The 17,592-nt window shown below is 40.0% G+C and carries 15 protein-coding genes; 12 read left to right on the top strand and 3 right to left on the bottom strand.

All coding sequences use genetic code 11. The features are described 5' to 3' along the window. Positions 1-1,809, top strand: coding sequence for a type IX secretion system motor protein PorM/GldM (gene porM / locus BFP71_RS04245; protein WP_069834184.1), 1,809 nt, complete (start codon positions 1-3; stop codon positions 1,807-1,809). An 11-nt stretch (positions 1,810-1,820) separates the two neighbouring features. Then, positions 1,821-2,861, top strand: coding sequence for a hypothetical protein (locus tag BFP71_RS04240; protein ID WP_069834183.1), 1,041 nt, complete (start codon positions 1,821-1,823; stop codon positions 2,859-2,861). A gap of 45 nt (positions 2,862-2,906) precedes the next feature. Here the strand turns inward: BFP71_RS04240 and uvrC are convergent, their stop codons facing one another. The 3 genes from uvrC to porW form a co-directional block, all read right to left on the bottom strand. After that, positions 2,907-4,715 carry an excinuclease ABC subunit UvrC gene (uvrC, locus tag BFP71_RS04235; protein WP_069834182.1) on the bottom strand — a complete coding sequence of 603 codons (1,809 nt, stop codon included), beginning with the start codon at positions 4,713-4,715 and terminating at the stop codon, positions 2,907-2,909. An 82-nt stretch (positions 4,716-4,797) separates the two neighbouring features. Continuing rightward, positions 4,798-7,122, bottom strand: a complete 2,325-nt coding sequence (locus BFP71_RS04230; protein ID WP_069834181.1) for a penicillin-binding protein 1A — start codon at positions 7,120-7,122, stop codon at positions 4,798-4,800. After that, positions 7,123-9,846, bottom strand: coding sequence for a type IX secretion system periplasmic lipoprotein PorW/SprE (gene porW, locus BFP71_RS04225; RefSeq protein WP_069834180.1), 2,724 nt, complete (start codon positions 9,844-9,846; stop codon positions 7,123-7,125). Here porW and BFP71_RS04220 point away from each other — a divergent pair. From BFP71_RS04220 to atpA, 10 genes are all read left to right on the top strand, one after another. Next, complete coding sequence (locus tag BFP71_RS04220; protein WP_069834179.1) at positions 9,797-10,651, top strand: M23 family metallopeptidase; 855 nt, start codon at positions 9,797-9,799, stop codon at positions 10,649-10,651. The two genes, porW and BFP71_RS04220, sit on opposite strands and share 50 nt — an antisense overlap. A 20-nt stretch (positions 10,652-10,671) precedes the next feature. Then, on the top strand, positions 10,672-11,079 hold the full coding sequence (locus tag BFP71_RS04215; RefSeq protein WP_069834178.1) for a bactofilin family protein: 408 nt from the start codon (positions 10,672-10,674) through the stop codon (positions 11,077-11,079). 55 nt (positions 11,080-11,134) lie between these two features. Then, the gene (locus BFP71_RS04210; RefSeq protein WP_069834177.1) at positions 11,135-12,709 is read left to right on the top strand and encodes a TlpA family protein disulfide reductase; all 1,575 of its coding nucleotides are present in this window, start codon (positions 11,135-11,137) and stop codon (positions 12,707-12,709) included. After that, entirely contained in the window at positions 12,706-12,909 is a 204-nt protein-coding gene (locus tag BFP71_RS04205; RefSeq protein WP_069834176.1) for an AtpZ/AtpI family protein, read from the top strand. The genes BFP71_RS04210 and BFP71_RS04205 overlap by 4 nt, the downstream gene beginning before the upstream one ends. Before the next feature lie 87 nt (positions 12,910-12,996). Further along, positions 12,997-13,395, top strand: coding sequence for a hypothetical protein (locus BFP71_RS04200; RefSeq protein ID WP_141719669.1), 399 nt, complete (start codon positions 12,997-12,999; stop codon positions 13,393-13,395). Continuing rightward, complete coding sequence (atpB, locus tag BFP71_RS04195) at positions 13,392-14,522, top strand: F0F1 ATP synthase subunit A (RefSeq protein ID WP_245701814.1); 1,131 nt, start codon at positions 13,392-13,394, stop codon at positions 14,520-14,522. Before BFP71_RS04200 ends, atpB begins: the two co-directional genes overlap by 4 nt. Positions 14,523-14,554: 32 nt before the next feature. Next, the gene (gene atpE / locus BFP71_RS04190; RefSeq protein ID WP_069834175.1) at positions 14,555-14,818 is read left to right on the top strand and encodes an ATP synthase F0 subunit C; all 264 of its coding nucleotides are present in this window, start codon (positions 14,555-14,557) and stop codon (positions 14,816-14,818) included. A 74-nt stretch (positions 14,819-14,892) separates the two neighbouring features. Then, positions 14,893-15,387: a F0F1 ATP synthase subunit B gene (locus BFP71_RS04185; protein ID WP_069834174.1), complete on the top strand. Its 495-nt coding sequence runs from the start codon at positions 14,893-14,895 to the stop codon at positions 15,385-15,387. A 9-nt stretch (positions 15,388-15,396) separates the two neighbouring features. Then, positions 15,397-15,954, top strand: a complete 558-nt coding sequence (gene atpH / locus BFP71_RS04180) for an ATP synthase F1 subunit delta (RefSeq protein ID WP_069834173.1) — start codon at positions 15,397-15,399, stop codon at positions 15,952-15,954. A 31-nt stretch (positions 15,955-15,985) separates the two neighbouring features. Further along, positions 15,986-17,560, top strand: a complete 1,575-nt coding sequence (atpA, locus tag BFP71_RS04175) for a F0F1 ATP synthase subunit alpha (RefSeq protein ID WP_069834172.1) — start codon at positions 15,986-15,988, stop codon at positions 17,558-17,560. Positions 17,561-17,592 lie beyond the last annotated feature (32 nt).

Below are 17,592 nucleotides of genomic sequence, written 5' to 3'. Positions count from 1 at the left end.
ATGGCAGGAGGTAAGGAAACCCCAAGGCAGAAGATGATTGGCATGATGTATCTCGTGCTGACTGCTCTTTTGGCCTTACAGATCAAGGACTCGGTTCTTGAGAAGTTTGTATTAATGGAAAGTGGCTTAGAGGTATCTAATAGTTCACTACTCGATTATAACGAGACAATTCTAACAACAATTCAGTCTGATGTAAGCAACCAGGGAAGTAAACCTGGAGATATAGCAGTACAAAAAACTGCCGAAAATATCAGAGCTTATACCAGAGGTGTAATTGGCTACATAGAGCAAATGAAATTGGATGTTGGCGCTGAGGCAAGTGGTGGTGATACCGCTAAAGTCTATAAGCGATCTACCCTCAAGAAGATAGAGGAGCCATCTAACTACCTATATGAAAGGCATTACGGTGATTCTCTAAAAGCTGTTCTAGATGCATTTCCAGTGCAAGTAAATGCTGCAGTGAGTGATTTAGAAAAAGGAGGAATGTCACCGAAATGGATGGAGAGTATCGCTTTAGATGCAAACGGAATTAAGTTTTATGAAGATAATCAAGAGGAGAAGAAGAAAGGCTTTTCTGAGTTTAACTTCTACAAAGCACCGTTGGCTTCGGTTTTAACGCAATTGACGTTCTATAAAAATCAAATCTATAGCAAAGAAGCTGTGGCTTTGAATAAACTAAAGTCTTTGGTAGGTACAGCAGTAACTGTTGATCCTAGTAGCATTCGTTCTCTGGGAGGTTTATCAGCAGCGCCGGCAACGCCAAGCGCTAGCCCACAACCGCAAGCTTCAAATGATGATGTAGCACAAACACCACAAAGTAGCCCAAGTAATCCTTCTAATGGAAGTGCTAGCACTGACATTGATCCAGATGATTTTCTTGACCGTCAGTTTGCAGGTATTGATTATGCGCAAGCGATTGTGTTATCAGAGTCGAACATTGTAACCGCTGGTTTGGACTTCAATGCGCAGACATTCTTGACGTTGGGTAACTCTAAATTGAATCCAAAAGTGAGAATAAATGGTGAGGAGATTGATGTAGTTAACGGTAGAGGTTTGTATACAACAAAAGCTTCTGCAGCATTATCTGACTATGATGCCAATGGATTGGCGAAGAAGTCATTTGAAGTAGAAATCGTGGCTGAGGATGGTACTGGTGAAGAGATTACGAGAACTACCACCCATGAATATTTCGTGGCAAGACCTGTAATTGATGTTCGTTCGCAGTCAGTGGATGTCCTATACTTAGACTGTAGAAATGATTTGAATATTAATGTACCAGCACTTGGACCTGCTTACCAGCCTTCTTTCCGTATTACTGGAGGCACAGTAACACAAGGTTCAAAAAAGGGTGAGGTTTCAATTGTACCAAATAACAGAGCTGTTAAAATTGATGTCTCAAGTGCAGGTCAGTATATCGATTCAAGAGAGTTTGAGGCAAGAAATGTCCCTCTTCCTTCGTTTGAAGTAAGAGTAGACGGAAACCCTTACGATGCTAATGTGGGAATAGATAATATCCCATCAACGGTTACGTTGAATTTAAAGGCTGATGCGGGTTTTGAAAGTAAGTACCCAGATGATGCTAACTTTTTTGTAACTAAAGGTTTGATCACAATTTCTTCTGGTAAAAACCGAATTGCGTCTATTGACATAGATGGTCTGAAGACAGAAGTCGATCTAGCATCCATTCGTTCACGAATGAGGTCAGGTCAGCGTTTAGTTGTGGCAATCAGTGAGATTTCAAGAGTGAACTATGCTAACAAGCAAATTCCAATTCCATTCACTGGTGTGGTTGAAATGACAATTAACTAGAATTTAAGATTATGTGGAGAAAGTTAAGCTGTTTGTTATTGTTGGTTCTGTCGATTTCTGTCGTTGCCCAAGAGGAAGGTACAGGGGTTGATCCAGCAAAATTTTTACGTACGCTTGAGAGTACTACTAAAGTAGCAGGCCTCAATAGCGCTCGTAAAATACATAATGACTTTTCTGTTCGCCCAATCAGAGATGAGGATGTGATGTTTAGTATTCGACTTTGGTCTAAACTAAACTTTAGCGAGAAAATGAACCAACCTTGGAATGCCAAGGATTCTAGAATCACACAACTCTTAGTTGATGGTATCAACGAATTCTATAATGCGAAAAATGAGGCTTTGGATCAGGTATCGGGTATTACTCCATACTTGACTTTGGAGGATGGCTCTACGGGCTTTGAAGAGGAGGATATCATGTTACAAGAGGATTTCAATCAGGCGATGTCTGATTATTCAACTCAGCAAGGAAACTATGATGAGTCTCTTAGATCCAGGGATAGAACAGCTTTGAAGCTTAGAGACGGTGGTATTTACGAGAATTATACTAGTGCGAGGTTAGACTCTATCATTGATTTAGAGTATTCAGCTAGATCTGCAGCGAAGGCTTTAGATCCTGCCATTAAAGGAAACCTAAACGTGTTATTAATAGAAGAAGACTTAATCTTTGATAGAAACGAGTCTGTTGCTAAATGGGATATTGTATCTATTAGCTTGATATCACCTTCAACGGCATCAGTTGATGGTACTGAGCGTGAAATTGTTCGCGTAAAGTATCAAGACTTTGCTAACTATGTTGAAAAGGTTTTCGCTGAATCAAATAAGAATAAGGCTTATTGGTACAACCCAAGAAACCCGAGAAATAAAGAGATCAATTTCTCACATGCTTTCGACTTAAGGCTATTTAGTAGTTACATTACTAAATTCCAGAATCCTGATGATAGCAATATTCAGACGCTATATGGAAAAGCCGACTATGATTATTCAATTATAGAATTAGCGCGCAAAAAGCGAAATGAACTGCTTGAGAAGATGCATAATCTTTGGGAATACTAATCTTGAAAGAATAAATGAATTTGAAATGGCCTTGAGAAATCAAGGCTATTTTTTTTGTTCTTTTTGTTGGAAGAAATTCTGAATAAGCCTTGCTCTAGCTTCTCCTACTATAGGGATGAGTTCTTCCGTACTGGCGGCTTCAATTTTACTCATCGTTCTAAATTCTTTCAATAGCTTGTCAACAGTAACGCGACCTAGACCTTTGACATTCTCCAACTCAAATTGAAAACTGTTCTTACTTCTAAGGTCTCTATGGAAAGTAATCGCAAATCGATGAGCTTCGTCCCTCAACCTTTGAATTAAACGCAGGGCTTCCGATTTCTTGTCAATGTGTAAAGGGAATTGGTCGCCGGGAAAATAGAGTTCTTCTAAACGTTTGGCGATACCAATGATCGGAATTTTCCCATAAAGGTTTAGTTCCACTAGAGCGTCGCAGGCTGCGTTTAATTGTCCTTTACCACCATCAATAACGATAAGTTTTGGTAATGGCGAGTTCTCCTCTACCAAGCGTTTATAGCGTCTCCCGACTACCTCTTTCATTGAACCGAAGTCGTCTGGTCCTACCACTGTTTTGATTTTATAATGGCGATAGTCTTTCTTGGATGGGCGTCCCATTTTGAAGCACACCATGGAGGCCACAGGGTTTGTACCTTGAATATTTGAGTTATCAAAACACTCGATATGGGTTGGTAACTCTTTTAACTGTAAATCGCTTTGAAGCTGTTTTAGTACCCTATTCCCTTTGTCCTTGACATTTTCTAAAGCAGCATACTTCTCCTTCTTTGCAAACAGAGCATTCTTTAATGATAGATCAATCAATTTCTTTTTATCACCTATCTGTGGTTGGATCGTTTTGAAGTTTTCCGAAACAAAAGAAACAGGCTTATTCACGAGAACTTCCTTGGCACTACTCTGATATTGGTCCCTAAGCTGAACCAAAAGAAGCATTAGAATTTCCTCATCCGATTCATTGAGCTTTTTCTTGACTTCTGAAGTTTGAGATAGGTTGATCGTGCCGTTTTTGATCCTCAAGTAATTGACAAAAGCATATTTTTCATCAGCTATGATGGTGAACACGTCCAGGTCGGCAATTTTAGGGCTGACCACAATAGATTTCGACTGAAACCTATCTACCATATCTAGTTTTTCTTTAAAGCGTTGCGCTTGCTCAAACTCCAATTGCGTGGAAGCCTCAATCATCCGCTCTTTGAAGTAATTCTTTGGAATAGATAAGTTACCCTTGAGAATGTTTTTGGCCTGATCAATGTCCTTCAGGTATTCTTCCTCACTTTGAAGACCTTCACACGGGCCTTTACAATTTCCTATATGGTATTCCAGGCAAACTTTGAATTTGCCTTTGTTTATATTCTCTTCTGATAAATCGAAGCGGCAAGTTCTCAGAGTAAATAGTGTGTTGATCAATTTCAATACGTTATTCATGACTTTCACATTGGCATAAGGGCCAAAGTAAGTCCCATTTGAGTGTATCAGCTTTCTGGTACTATAGACCCGCGGAAATCGCTCATTGGAAACACAGATGTAGGGAAACGTCTTATCATCTTTGAGCAGAATATTATACTTCGGTTGGTTTTGCTTGATAAGATTATTCTCCAACAACAAAGCATCAAATTCCGAATTTACGAGCGTGATTTCAATCGCTTTTATCTCAGTGACAAGTCTCTTCGTCTTACGATTTACTCCTTGATTTTTATTGAAATAACTCGAAACTCGTTTTCGTAGGCTTTTGGCTTTACCCACGTAGATCAGTATGCCTTCTTCGTTGAAATACCGATAAACCCCAGGGCTATCAGGAAGCTTAGATATTTCTGATGGGCTGAATCGAGTTACCTCCATAAACCGAAATTAGTAGGTAAAGTATCTTGAGCCAAGTCAATGCCCAAAATTCACTTGAGTTTAGAGGAATGTCGAGATCTGTCTATTTCGGCTGATAGATTTCATCGTCGTAAATGATAGTACTATCAGATGGGCTAACAATATCGGCGAACTTCTGGCAATCTATTTCGCGGTTCAAATCGGCAGGTCTATCGAAAAATGATCGCTCTATTCCAATTGTACTATCGGCATAGACCTTTTGCATAAATAAACCGACAATTGGCATCGCGGTTCTAGCACCTTGGCCGTCTATCCAACTTGAGAAATGTATGGCTCTATCATCGCCCCCGACCCATGCACCAGCAACCAAATCTTTCGTTACCGCCATAAACCAACCGTCTGAAGCATTTTGTGTTGTACCAGTTTTTGCGCCAATCTCATTCTTCTCCTGTTTACCATCCACTAACTGATAGGTATAGTTTAATCCTCGGCCTGAACCTGATTTTACGGTTTCCTGAAGCATATTCAGCATTACATAGGCTACGTCTTCACTTATCGCCCTGCTTTTTCTAGGAGGCTCGTTATAGATTACATTCCCGAATCTATCTTCAATTCGGCTGACATAGTATGGTTCTATATGTACGCCTTTATTGGCAAAAGCCCCGTAAGCGCCAATGAGCTCGTGTAATGTAGCATTCTCGGTACCTAAGGCTATCGAATAGTATGGAGGTATTCTACTCTTAATTCCTAGTCTCTTGGTCATATCCACCACCTTTTCAGGTTTTACTATATCCATAACTCTGGCTGTAATTGAGTTCACGGAATTGGCCATGGCCTGTTTTAGCGTCATTTCTTTTCCACTAAATCTACCTTCTGCATTCTGTGGGCTCCAAGGTTCATCTTGGTCGGGGATATCTATGGATACCGCCTCATCTTTAAAGACATAACACGGGGAGTAACCTTGTTCAACGGCCGTGGCATAGACAAAAGGTTTGAACAAGGAACCAGGCTGTCGTCCACCACTTCTGACGTGGTCGTATTTGAAGTAATTAAAGTTAATACCGCCAACCCATGCTTTTATAGCACCTGTCTTAGGATCACTGGCTAGGAATCCGCTTTGCAAAAATTGCTTATAATACTTTACTGAGTCGACAGTACTCATAACAGTATCTATTTCGCCTTGCCAAGAAAATACAGTGAGATTTTTCGGTTTGTTCATGTAGTAGTCGACCGAATCTGAATCTTCCCCGTATTGCTTCACTAAGTTTCTGTATGCTGAAGATTTTGACAACACTTTGTCTTCCAAGAAATCTCGTATTGGTCTTCCTTTGCTATCTATCCAAAGCGATCGGTCCTCTTCCGTTAGTTTTTTATCAAATAGCGCTTGAAGTTTAGACATCGCCGAGTCAGTGGCTTGTTCAGCGTATGTTTGCATTCTGCTATCGATGGTGGTGAAAATTTTCAGTCCATCGGCATACAGGTCATAGCCGAGCTCTTTACAAAGCTCTCTTAAGTCCACCCTGGCCACTTCTCTGAAATATTGGGCTAATCCAGTATTTTGATCTTGCTGTTTTAGGCTCAATTCTATGTCCGGCACTTTAAGCGTGTCATAGGCTTCTTGTGATAAGAAGTCGTATTTCACCATCTGGTTCATTACCACATTCCTCCTTCTTTTAGAAGCGTTAGGGTTGATGTCTGGTCGGTAAGTAGTCACACCTTTTTGCATACCGGCGAGTACGGCCGCCTCAGAAACTGTCAGTGCCGATGGAAGTTTGTTGAAATAGGTTTTTGCCGCTGATTTAATGCCGAATGCGTTGTTGCCAAATTCTACAGTATTGTAGTACATGGCCATAATTTCCTGTTTGGTGTAGGATCGTTCTAACCTTACCGAAAGTACCCATTCCTTTGTTTTATAAATCAACTCATCTAGGTACTTATTGCGGCCTTCTAACTTACCCTTTTTATCCTCAGTGATTACCCTGGTAGAAAAGAGTTGCTTTGCCAATTGCTGGCTAATGGTACTACCACCACCTTTTCGATTAAACGTAAGTACTCCAAAGGCTACCCTAAACATACTTGGCAGGTCAATTCCTGAGTGTCTTTCAAAACGGAAATCCTCGGCGGCTGTTAAGGCATTAACAAGGTTGTCACCCAATTGATCGTAAGTCACTGGGTTACGATTATCCCGGAAATAGCCTGAGCCTAACTGTAGGCCATCAGATGTATAGAGAGTAGAGGTAAGGTTTAGATCGGGGTTCTCTAACTGGCTATAACTTGGCAATTCACCAAACCAATTATTCATATTTGAACTAACTGCCCAAATGTAGGTTGGCAGTCCTATCACGCCTAAAATAAAAAACACCCATGCCACAATGGTCAGCTTTTTCAGTAGTGGTCTATTTTGGGTGATCTTACTTTTTAAACTCATTTACTTATAAAATTTCTCGTGAAAGGATTTGTACGCTTCTATCTTCTCGTTGTCAAACAAGAACTGAAAATTGTCCGTTGATATTGCAAAATTATGAAAATTAACGTCATCAGGATTAATCATGTCTTTTAAGGCCACACTCAATATATCTCGATAGCGCTGTGCAGCAGATTTTGTCTTAAACGAATTGACATAAACGATCGCAATATTCGGGTTTTTCCTAAACTGAAGACTTGTAGTAGAAAAACGTTGACTTTTGAACTTGTCGTTGTTGAGCGCATTCACAATTGCCATTACCTCTTCACTTTTATTTAAGGTAGTATCCACGGTGATGGCTACTAAATGAAGCCCTTGAAAGTCCTCACTAAAATCGAAACCTCTGTCACCCAAAATATCTACTTTAGTTGGCTTAAGGGCGTCGACGAGTGTTTTGGCATAATCAACCAGTGGGCCAGATTCATACTTAGCCATAAAATCATTTAGACCTTTTTCATAAGCAAAAAGCCCAACGGTTTTACCCTTAATGATTGAAGAAAGTAGTTCTACAGTAGGTAGGAAGTCTACATCTTCGAAAGAAGCCAGCGCCTCCTCTATCATTTGGTCGGCTTGTACATAATCACCCGCTTCATACTGCGCATAGGCAGCCGCGTACTGTTTTTGTAGCCTTATATTTCGTTCCTCCTTTTCTTGTACATAGTTAGGATTGATCAAAATCTTAGCTGTTAAGCTTTCTGGAAATTCTGAAATGATTTGATTCTTGTAGCCTTCTGCTCTAGCGCTGTCCTTGTCTTTAAAAATCGTGTATAAGGCGAACAGTGTTTCTAATTTAAATTCAGTATTTGGGAAGCGACTGAGTAAGGTTTCGTAGCTGGTTACTGATTTATCTTCTCTCGATAGCCCAAAAAGATAAATTCGGCCAAGATTAAATAAGGCATCCTGAATGGCTAAGTATGCTTCTTTTTTTGCTTCGGGACTCGTTGGTATGGTGGCTAACAGTTTTGTTTTCTCTTCGGCAAATAAGTCTTGACTACTTTTAGCGTCCTGTGAAAAAGATAAGTTGGTATTTGGCGTATCATCAGTCGGGTTTTGACTAACGTCGGTAGAAGAGGAAACCTTATTCGATCTTCTCCAATCATCTTCCAAAGGTCTGTTTCCCCAAACACGTCTAAATTCTTGTTGCCCTTGATCTATAGCCGCTTGATTGTAAAAGTACCAAGTGTCATCTCCTGAAGTATCAGTATTCGCGCTTGAGGCTACATTAGTTGTGGCACCACCACTTCTTTTCTTCTTTTTCTCGTCAGCCTTTTTCTTTTCTTCTTCAGCTATGAAGTAATTCTGAAGAAAAGCGTCTAACGAAACTGGATTTAACTCGGCTAATGCTAACAAACTGTCATTAAGAGCGATGGTGTTCAGCTGGGTTACAAAATCTTTGAGTACCAATTGCTTTTCAACAACTTGATCGTAGCCCTCCTCATCATTTGGGAGTTTGCTCACTGCACTGTCATAATTCAGACTGGCTTGTTGATAGTTTTGAAATGGCTCAAAATAGAGCTCTCCAAGTTTAAGAAATAGAAGCCCTTGTTGTCTGGTATCAGGTTGTTCTACTTGCGTGCCAACCTGATAATAACGCATGGCGACCTGAAGCCTTTTTCTTCTTTCCTCTAAAATCCCCCACACATAATAGATTTTGTCTTGGTACTCTAGGTTTTTGCCATCCTTTAAAAGCTTATCGAAGATTTTGTATACCTTTTCCACCTGATCTTCAGAGGCATTGGCAAAATCAGCGAGAGACATTTTGTTCAGTTGAGAATGGAATACCAATTCGTAAGGTGGATTTCCTTTTAGCGCCAAGTTGTAGTAATCGATGGCTTCTACATTTCTACCCTCTTTTTGGGCAAGTTGTCCTAAAATGAAGTTAGTCCGTGCTTTTTGATCCCTGTTTTTAATCAGTTCATTAACTTCTTCCAAGGCAGTGACCATTCCAGCCTCGTTACCCTCCAACTGATGATAATAGGCCAGAAGTAGTTTGTAGTCAAGGTTGCTCTTTTCGGTAAGTTCTTCCTCTAAAAGCAAGTAGTTAGATACTTCAAGGGCCCTGTCCATATCACCCATATCCATATAAGTACGCATGAGGCCGATCAGGGCCGCCTGTCTAGCGCCAGGATCTTTACTTGTTTGGTTTACATATTGAAAGGTCTCTATAGCATACTGAAACTGTGCCCTTAAGTGTCTGATTTTACCTATCAAGATGTAACTATCATCCGTCCAGTCGCTGGATTTATACCATTCTATCGTCTGAGATGCTTTTTTAAATGCGTCGTCAAGCTTCTCTTTATTGCCACTTACGGTACCCGAATCAATCGCAGGAAAAACCTTTAAGACATCGTTGAAATTGTAGGCGTATTTATCTTCCAGACTCTGGTAAACATCGTTTATATACTGATTTGCATAGAAATAGCCATTGTAGCGCGCATTCATGTTTTGGTACCCCTTGGAGTTACATCCCCAAAGGATAATCACCGGGAATAGGTAAACGAGATGCTTGATATTTGAAATGTTGGTTTTCAAAATAGATTGACTACTGAATAGCAACGTTGAATAATGCGCAATTAATACAATAAAAGGTATCTGGTTAGGTTTTAATGAATATTTTTGTTTCCCTTGCTTTTTAATTGTGGCTAGATTTAAGAAAACACTTTCTAACTGGTTAAACGCCAGGCACATCTTCATCATTCAGAACGAGGAAGATTTTTCAGAAAAGGCGACTTATAAGTTCACCTATGCTAGGATTGTTTTTTTTGCATTTCTCACATTTCTAGTCGTACTGACCATAAGCATTTACTTAGTGAATACAGTGATGGCCCAATGGTTTGACCCGAGGTATGCCGAACAAGAAACACGGAAGGATTTAGTGCAAATGAGTATTTCACTGGATTCATTGACACAAGAGTTAGAAAGTAGAGATCGGTTTATCACAAGTTTCAAGAAAATCATGAAAGGGGATGTCAGTACCGATGAAGTCACAGCTGATCAACCAGTCAGGCAAGTTAGCGGCACAGATACTGAACAGTTAGAAAGGACAGACTCAATATTTAAAGCAGAATTTGAGCAGGGGAGTGATTTTTTACTGACAGGTGAAATCCAAAACGATGAATTGAGGCAGCTCTATTTTTTCTCGCCTATTACAGGAACAATTTCCGAGTCTTTCGATCCGCAAGGTGGGCATTTTGGAGTGGATATCGTTTCGAAAAAAGACGAACCCGTCCGATCGATCGCCGATGGTACTGTTATAATGGCAAGCTGGACACAGTCCGAAGGAAATGTAATTGCTGTTCAGCATAGAGATGATTTAATTTCACTTTATAAGCATAATGCTACCCTTATAAAAGAGGTGGGAGACTACATAACTGCTGGAGAGATTGTGGCGATTATTGGTAACACTGGCGAACTAACCTCAGGGCCACATTTACATTTCGAGTTGTGGTACAACGGTTCGGCCGTAAATCCCGTAGAATTTATATCGTTTTAGACTGAAAAATAGACAAGAGCATGTTTTCAAAAGAAGAAAAAAAGTCCACCAACGAGTTAAGTCAAACGAGTAATATCATTGGAAAGTCCACCGTCTTAGACGGCAGTATTGAATCTGGTGGTAATATCCGTGTAGAAGGAAAAGTTCACGGAAATGCTAAAGCGAAGGCCAAATTTGTAATGGGTTCTGATGCCTACGTGGATGGAAATGTGGTAGCCAGATCAGGTGAGGTTGCGGGTAAGGTGAATGGCAATATTGAGATATCTGAACTCCTAATCTTAAAACCTACTGCAGTTATCAATGGCGATATCCTTACAAATCAGTTAGTGGTAGAGCCTGGCGCGACCTTTAATGGTGGCTGTAAAATGGGTCACCTCGCTAAAGACATTGTCATAGAAATTCCCGAGAGCAGAGTAACTGAAAAATAAGTGCCTAGAGGGGGTAACTATTTGATTAGTTGAAGTATTTCGATACCTTCATTAGATGTTGAAGTTCTTGCTCCACGATCGAAATACGCTCACAAACTATAGTGGTTTACGCATCATCAAACTGTTTTTCAGCCTTGGCATCATTTGTTTGATTGTAGCCTGTCAATCGACAACTCCAGAAGAGGAAACACTTGTTCAAGAACCACCGAAACCAGAGTCAGTTTGGGTCTCCATTAAAAACCAAGCCGATGCCGTCATTCGGCTTAAATTCCAAATAGGTTTAAATGATACTATTCAAGAAAGCCATCTAAGTGTCAAGTCTCTGGATACCTTGGTGATAAAGCTTCCAGAAGAGAGACTTTTGACTTTGGAAAGCAAGGTTACGCTTCCAACGGATGTCTTAGTCTCTCCAGGAGACTCATTATATATTGACTTAAGAGACGATCAGATGAATGTAACGTCTAATCGGGACGAACTGCTCGTAAAAACCTTATCCGCACAATTCCCAACACCTAAATCAGCCAGCCTAGATTCCCTATATGGTCTGTTAGCGTATATCGATAGTGCCAGAAGCTTCCTCGGTTATAGTGATTATTCTAAAATGAGAGCTTATCCGCTTATGTTTCAAAAGGATTTCACGGATAACAATCCAGATGTTCTTAGTGAGTTTCATTCTGGTGTATACCTAGAGGTAGAGGGCATAAGGAACAAAGTAAATAATGAGATGCCAAATGATGGTATTGGTTTGGATATGAAGGAGGAAATTGAATTACACCGGCATTTTCTTAGGCTTTCTTTTCTATCTAAAAGAGTAGAGGACAAATCTTACAAGAAAAGGCTTTTAGAAAGCTCCTATTTTGAAGAGGACTTTCTAATGCAAAGCAAATACGGTATCGCTTACTTGTTCTATTATATATCGGAAGGGGTTTTAGCTGGTAAGGAAATTAAAACATCGAATAAGCGATATGTCGACTACCCTAAGGCTTATGACCTGTTAGATGAACACTTTTCAGGTGAGCTGCTCGCTCGGGCAAGACTATTCTGTTTGGAGAGAATGGTATCCAATAATGTTTCCTATGAAACCATTGGTAAGTATGTCACGCTTTATCAAAATACTTACCCCAATGACACGGCTTTTATCAACCAGTTTCAAGAGAACTTCCTGTTGACCCAAGAAGCCTTGGTAAAAAGTAATATTGGACTGAATCTCTTGACAGAAAATGGAATGACTAAGGATTTAACAGGCCTTTTAAATGACCTAAAAGGCAAAGTTGTCTATGTTGATTATTGGGCAAGTTGGTGTGCCCCCTGTCGTCAGGCGATGCCTTACTCATTGGCTATGAGAGAGAAGATGGAAGAAATGGGGGTTGTATTTGTTTATTTTTCCATTGATAAAGGTCAAGATGTATGGAAACAGGCGAGTGATTCAGATGGCGTAAGCGGCTATGCGCATAACTACTTAGTTTTGAATCACGAGAGGTCGCAAATGAAGAAAAACTTAAAAATGAATGCTATTCCGAGGTATCTTGTATTCGACAAAGCAGGTAAATTGGTCGAACGAAACGCGCCTAGCCCAATGGACAAGGAATTAGAGGCCTTATTAACTGAATATGTAGCTAAAGACACATGAGTGAAAAGAACTCAAATAACTACTTGAAGTATTCACAGTTGGGGATTCAACTTTTTTTAACCATCGGCATTTGTGGTTGGCTAGGTTACAAAATGGATAGTTGGTGGAACAATGGAAAACCATTATTCATCATTTTAATGATACTTATTGGTACTACGGGAGCCATTTACCAATTATATAAGTCATTGCCCAAGCATTGACGCTGGACAATTGCAGAATTCTTTAGAAACTTCAGGCTTTCAATACCTTACTATATCCTAAATGCCTACCTTTGCGCGATGCAAAGTATGGGTAAAGAAATCCTTAAATCATTGATAGCTTCAATGCTCTTGGCGGGTGTCATATTTGGCCTTCATCAAATAGAAGCATCAGAGAAATTCATTCATCCAGGCATTTGGACCATTGTAATTTTCTCGGCACTCTTAGGTATGCTGGTTGTGGCTGTTGGGCATTGGGGATTAACAACTTTAGATGCACAAACCAGGACCAATTTATTTCTTGGCCTAACGGTGATGAGGCTACTCTTGAGTATGATTTTTATAGGTATAGTTGTATTTGCTGGCTTAGAAGGAAAAGTCCTATGGGTAGCTAATTTTTTTGCTGTCTATTTATTCTACTTAGTGTTTGAAATATATACCATTCTATCTAACTTGCGCGCGATTTCGACTGAGGGCGAAAAGACATGATGAAAAATAGCAGAACTAACTTTCCCAATTTACTGATCATAAGCGTCTTAATAGCGCTTTTCAGTTTTTCAAATAGTTCCAATTTGTTAGCGTCCTCGGACAGTGGAGACGAGCAAAAAGAGGAAGGTGCAACAGACTTCATTATGCACCACATTGCCGATGACTATCAGTGGCATATTGTTACCCTAGGTCATACGCATGTTACCATCCCTCTTCCAATGATTATTTACGATCATGGAGAACTCAAATTTTTCATGTCATCTGACTTCTACGATGAGCATCATGAGCCAATCGCACATGAAGGTTACATGATCTCTCATGGCAAATTAGTAAGAGCGGAAGGTGGTCATGGAGCTGCTGATTCGCACGGAGAGAGTGATGGACATGGATCTGATGATGATCATGGTGCAGCTGCAGATGATCATTCTGAGGCGAAATCAGACTTCTTGAATCTATCCATCACAAAGAATGTGGCGTCACTGCTTTTAAGTGCAGTCTTGATGATCGTTGTGTTTACTAGTGTTGCTAAACGATATAAAAACGGTGTTGCAGCACCAAAAGGACTTCAATCTTTCTTTGAGCCAATCATTGTCTTCATTAGAGACGATATAGCCAAAGTGAATATTGGTGCAGATAAGTATCAGCGATTTATGCCATACTTATTGACACTATTCTTCTTTATACTATTCAATAACTTATTAGGCCTAACTCCAGGTGCTGCCAACCTTACAGGAAACATCGCAGTGACTTTATGTTTGGCATTATTTACATTTTTCATCACTCAATTTAATGGTAGAAAGGCCTACTGGATGCATATTTTATGGACTCCTGGGGTGCCGCTTCCATTAAGACCAATCATCTTGGTAGTTGAGGTAATCGGAATATTCACTAAGCCAATTTCTTTAACGCTACGTTTGTTTGCTTCTATTACGGCGGGGCACATAGTAGTACTAAGTATCATCGGTTTAGGTTTTATATTAAATAGTCTTGCACTTGGTGTAGTGGGAACGTTGTTCTCTGCTATCATCACTGTAATTGAAATTTTAGTGGCTATGATTCAAGCGTATGTATTTACGTTGTTCTCTTCGATGTATATCGGACAGGCTGTTGATGACGGTCACCACTAGTTTAGAACCATTGTTTCACATATAACAAACAAATTATGTTATCTATTTTATTAACTGCTGGTTATGCCCTAATGGGAGCTGGTATTGGTGCTGGTCTTGTTGCGATAGGCGCAGGTCTTGGTATCGGAAAAATTGGTGCTTCTGCTATGGAAGGTATGGCACGTCAACCTGAAGCTGCAGGTAAATTGCAGTCTGGTATGTTGATTATTGCTGCACTTATCGAGGTAATCGCGCTTTTTGGTGTTGTTGCATGTTTCTTACTTGCAGTAAACACATCTATCGTTGAAAAACTGTAAGAAGTAGTTGAATAGTTTCAGGTGCTGCATTAGGCAGGCCTGAAGCTTTTCTTTAACTAACCAAAAAAAGAAACATGGATTTATTAACTCCAGATACCGGTTTATTTATCTTCCAAGTAGTGGCGTTTTTGCTACTATTATTCTTGCTCGGCAAGTTTGCTTGGAGACCTATTTTAGATGGTTTAAAAGAAAGAGAAGAGACTATAGAAACAGCCTTACTTTCTGCTGAACAAGCTAAAAAAGATATGGAGGCACTCAATGCTGATAATGCTAAGCTTTTAGCCGAAGCAAGATCAGAACGTGATGCTATGTTGAAAGAAGCAATGGCCGCTGCAAACAAAATCAAAGAAGATGCTAAGGAGGAAACTTCTAAGATTGCTTCTAAAATGATGGATGATGCAAAAGCGAGTATCGAAGTTGAGAAGAAAGCTGCTATGGCTGAAATTAAAACAATGGTCGCTGCACTTTCACTAGATATCACTGAAAAAGTGCTTCGTAAACAACTAGGTGATGACAAAGCTCAGAAAGCCTTGGTTGACGAATATGTAAATGATTTAAACCTTAACTAATTCCGACGAATGTCTGAATATAGAATTGCTTCCAGATATGCTAAGTCTTTGCTCGATCTTTCGGTTGAGAAAGGAAAGTTGGAAGAAGTAAACAATGACATGGTTATGTTTTCTCGAATGATCGAAGAAAGCAGAGACTTCGTGTTAATGTTGAAAAGCCCGATTATCACCAGCGACAAAAAACTCGCTATTCTAAACGAAGTGTTTGAAGGTAAAGTAAGTGACCTTACATTATCTATTTTCCAAATACTGACAAGAAAGCATAGAGAAGGATTCTTGCCGCAAATTGCTGAGGAGTTTCATCATCAGTATAATGCTAATCTTGGCATAGAAGAAGCAACCGTTACCACCACTTTTGCCTTGACTGATAAGATGAGAGCAGAATTTTCTAAAGTGGTAGAACAAATTTCAAATAAAAAAGTAGAGCTCACCGAAGTTATCGATGAATCTCTAATTGGAGGGTTTATCCTAAAAATTGGCGATCGTCAGATTGATGATTCTGTAAGTTCAAGATTGCAAGCTTTACGTGTAGAATTCACTAAGAATCATTACGAAAAAGCTTACTAAAAAAGATTTATAACAATAACTGTAATATAAAATGGCAGATGTAAGACCAGACGAAGTTTCGGCAATTTTGAGAGAACAACTCTCAAACTTCAGATCAGAAGCTGAATTAGAAGAAGTAGGTACCGTACTTCAAGTAGGTGATGGTGTTGCTAGAATCTACGGATTGTCTCAAGCGCAGTCAGGAGAGCTTTTAGAGTTCGACAACGGATTAAATGCACTAGTATTAAACTTAGAAGAAGACAACGTAGGAGCTGTACTTCTAGGGGATTCTGCAGGTGTAAAAGAAGGAGATACCGTAAAAAGAACTGGACGTATCGCTTCCGTTAAAGTAGGTGAAGGTGTGGTTGGCCGTGTGGTTGACACATTAGGTAACCCAATTGACGGTAAAGGCCCGATCGCTGGTGAAACTTACGAAATGCCACTTGAGCGTAAAGCTCCAGGTGTAATTTATCGTCAGCCGGTAAATGAGCCATTACAGACAGGTATTAAGGCGATTGACTCTATGATTCCTATCGGTAGAGGTCAGCGTGAGCTAGTAATTGGTGACCGTCAAACAGGTAAAACTGCGGTAGTTATTGATACTATCTTGAACCAAAGAGAATTTTACGAAGCTGGCGAGCCAGTATTTTGTATTTACGTAGCAATCGGTCAGAAAGCATCTACTGTTGCTGGAATCGTTGCAGCACTTGAAAAAGGTGGAGCAATGGACTACACAGTTGTAGTTTCTGCGTCAGCTGCAGATCCTGCACCAATGCAATTCTTCGCGCCATTTACAGGTGCAGCAATTGGTGAGTATTTTAGAGATACAGGACGTCCGGCCCTAGTGGTTTATGATGACCTTTCTAAGCAAGCAGTTGCTTACCGTGAAGTTTCTCTATTATTGAGAAGACCTCCGGGACGTGAAGCTTACCCTGGTGATGTATTCTACCTTCACTCAAGATTATTGGAAAGAGCTGCAAAAGTGAATGACAATGATGATATAGCAGCGGATATGAACGACTTGCCTGATTCTTTGAAAGGAAAAGTAAAAGGTGGTGGTTCACTAACTGCACTTCCAATTATTGAAACACAAGCAGGAGACGTTTCAGCTTATATTCCTACCAACGTAATTTCAATTACTGACGGTCAGATTTTCTTAGAGACTAACCTTTTTAACTCTGGTGTGCGTCCTGCGATTAACGTAGGTATCTCAGTATCTCGAGTAGGAGGTAGTGCTCAGATTAAATCAATGAAAAAGGTTTCGGGTACATTAAAGCTTGACCAAGCACAGTTCCGTGAGCTAGAAGCTTTTGCTAAGTTCGGTTCTGATTTGGATGCAGCTACTCAATTGACGATCGATAGAGGTAGAAGAAACCAAGAGATTCTTAAGCAAGCACAGTTTTCTCCAGTACCAGTGGAAGAGCAAGTAGCGATTATTTTCGCCTCTACTAAAGGTCTGATTGACAAAGTGCCTGTAGAAAAAGTAAAAGAGTTCGAAACAGAATTCTTAACTGTTCTAAGAGCATCTCACGCAGACGCATTAAATGACCTGAAAGCAGGTAAACTTAGCGATGAAGCGCTTGCAGCGTTGAAGCAAGTGGCAAGTGAAGTGTCTTCTAAATATTAATTAAGAATTGGACAATTGTCCACTTAACAATA

It is taken from the genome of Roseivirga misakiensis, from assembly GCF_001747105.1.
GTDB classification, from domain to species: domain Bacteria; phylum Bacteroidota; class Bacteroidia; order Cytophagales; family Cyclobacteriaceae; genus Roseivirga; species Roseivirga misakiensis.
This window is presented reverse-complemented; position numbering and strand designations above follow the sequence as displayed.

Excerpts from the sequence above, each read along its gene's own strand:
- porM (WP_069834184.1), top strand. The coding sequence starts at position 1 with ATGGCAGGAGGTAAGGAAACCCCAAGGCAGAAGATGATTGGCATGATG.
- BFP71_RS04215 (WP_069834178.1), top strand. The coding sequence starts at position 10,672 with ATGTTTTCAAAAGAAGAAAAAAAGTCCACCAACGAGTTAAGTCAAACG.
- BFP71_RS04210 (WP_069834177.1), top strand. The coding sequence starts at position 11,135 with ATGTTGAAGTTCTTGCTCCACGATCGAAATACGCTCACAAACTATAGT.
- atpH (WP_069834173.1), top strand. The coding sequence starts at position 15,397 with ATGTCTGAATATAGAATTGCTTCCAGATATGCTAAGTCTTTGCTCGAT.
- uvrC (WP_069834182.1), bottom strand. The coding sequence starts at position 4,715 with ATGGAGGTAACTCGATTCAGCCCATCAGAAATATCTAAGCTTCCTGAT.
- BFP71_RS04185 (WP_069834174.1), top strand. The coding sequence starts at position 14,893 with ATGGATTTATTAACTCCAGATACCGGTTTATTTATCTTCCAAGTAGTG.
- atpA (WP_069834172.1), top strand. The coding sequence starts at position 15,986 with ATGGCAGATGTAAGACCAGACGAAGTTTCGGCAATTTTGAGAGAACAA.
- porW (WP_069834180.1), bottom strand. The coding sequence starts at position 9,846 with ATGTGCCTGGCGTTTAACCAGTTAGAAAGTGTTTTCTTAAATCTAGCC.
- atpB (WP_245701814.1), top strand. The coding sequence starts at position 13,392 with ATGATGAAAAATAGCAGAACTAACTTTCCCAATTTACTGATCATAAGC.
- BFP71_RS04230 (WP_069834181.1), bottom strand. The coding sequence starts at position 7,122 with ATGAGTTTAAAAAGTAAGATCACCCAAAATAGACCACTACTGAAAAAG.
- BFP71_RS04240 (WP_069834183.1), top strand. The coding sequence starts at position 1,821 with ATGTGGAGAAAGTTAAGCTGTTTGTTATTGTTGGTTCTGTCGATTTCT.
- BFP71_RS04205 (WP_069834176.1), top strand. The coding sequence starts at position 12,706 with ATGAGTGAAAAGAACTCAAATAACTACTTGAAGTATTCACAGTTGGGG.
- BFP71_RS04200 (WP_141719669.1), top strand. The coding sequence starts at position 12,997 with ATGGGTAAAGAAATCCTTAAATCATTGATAGCTTCAATGCTCTTGGCG.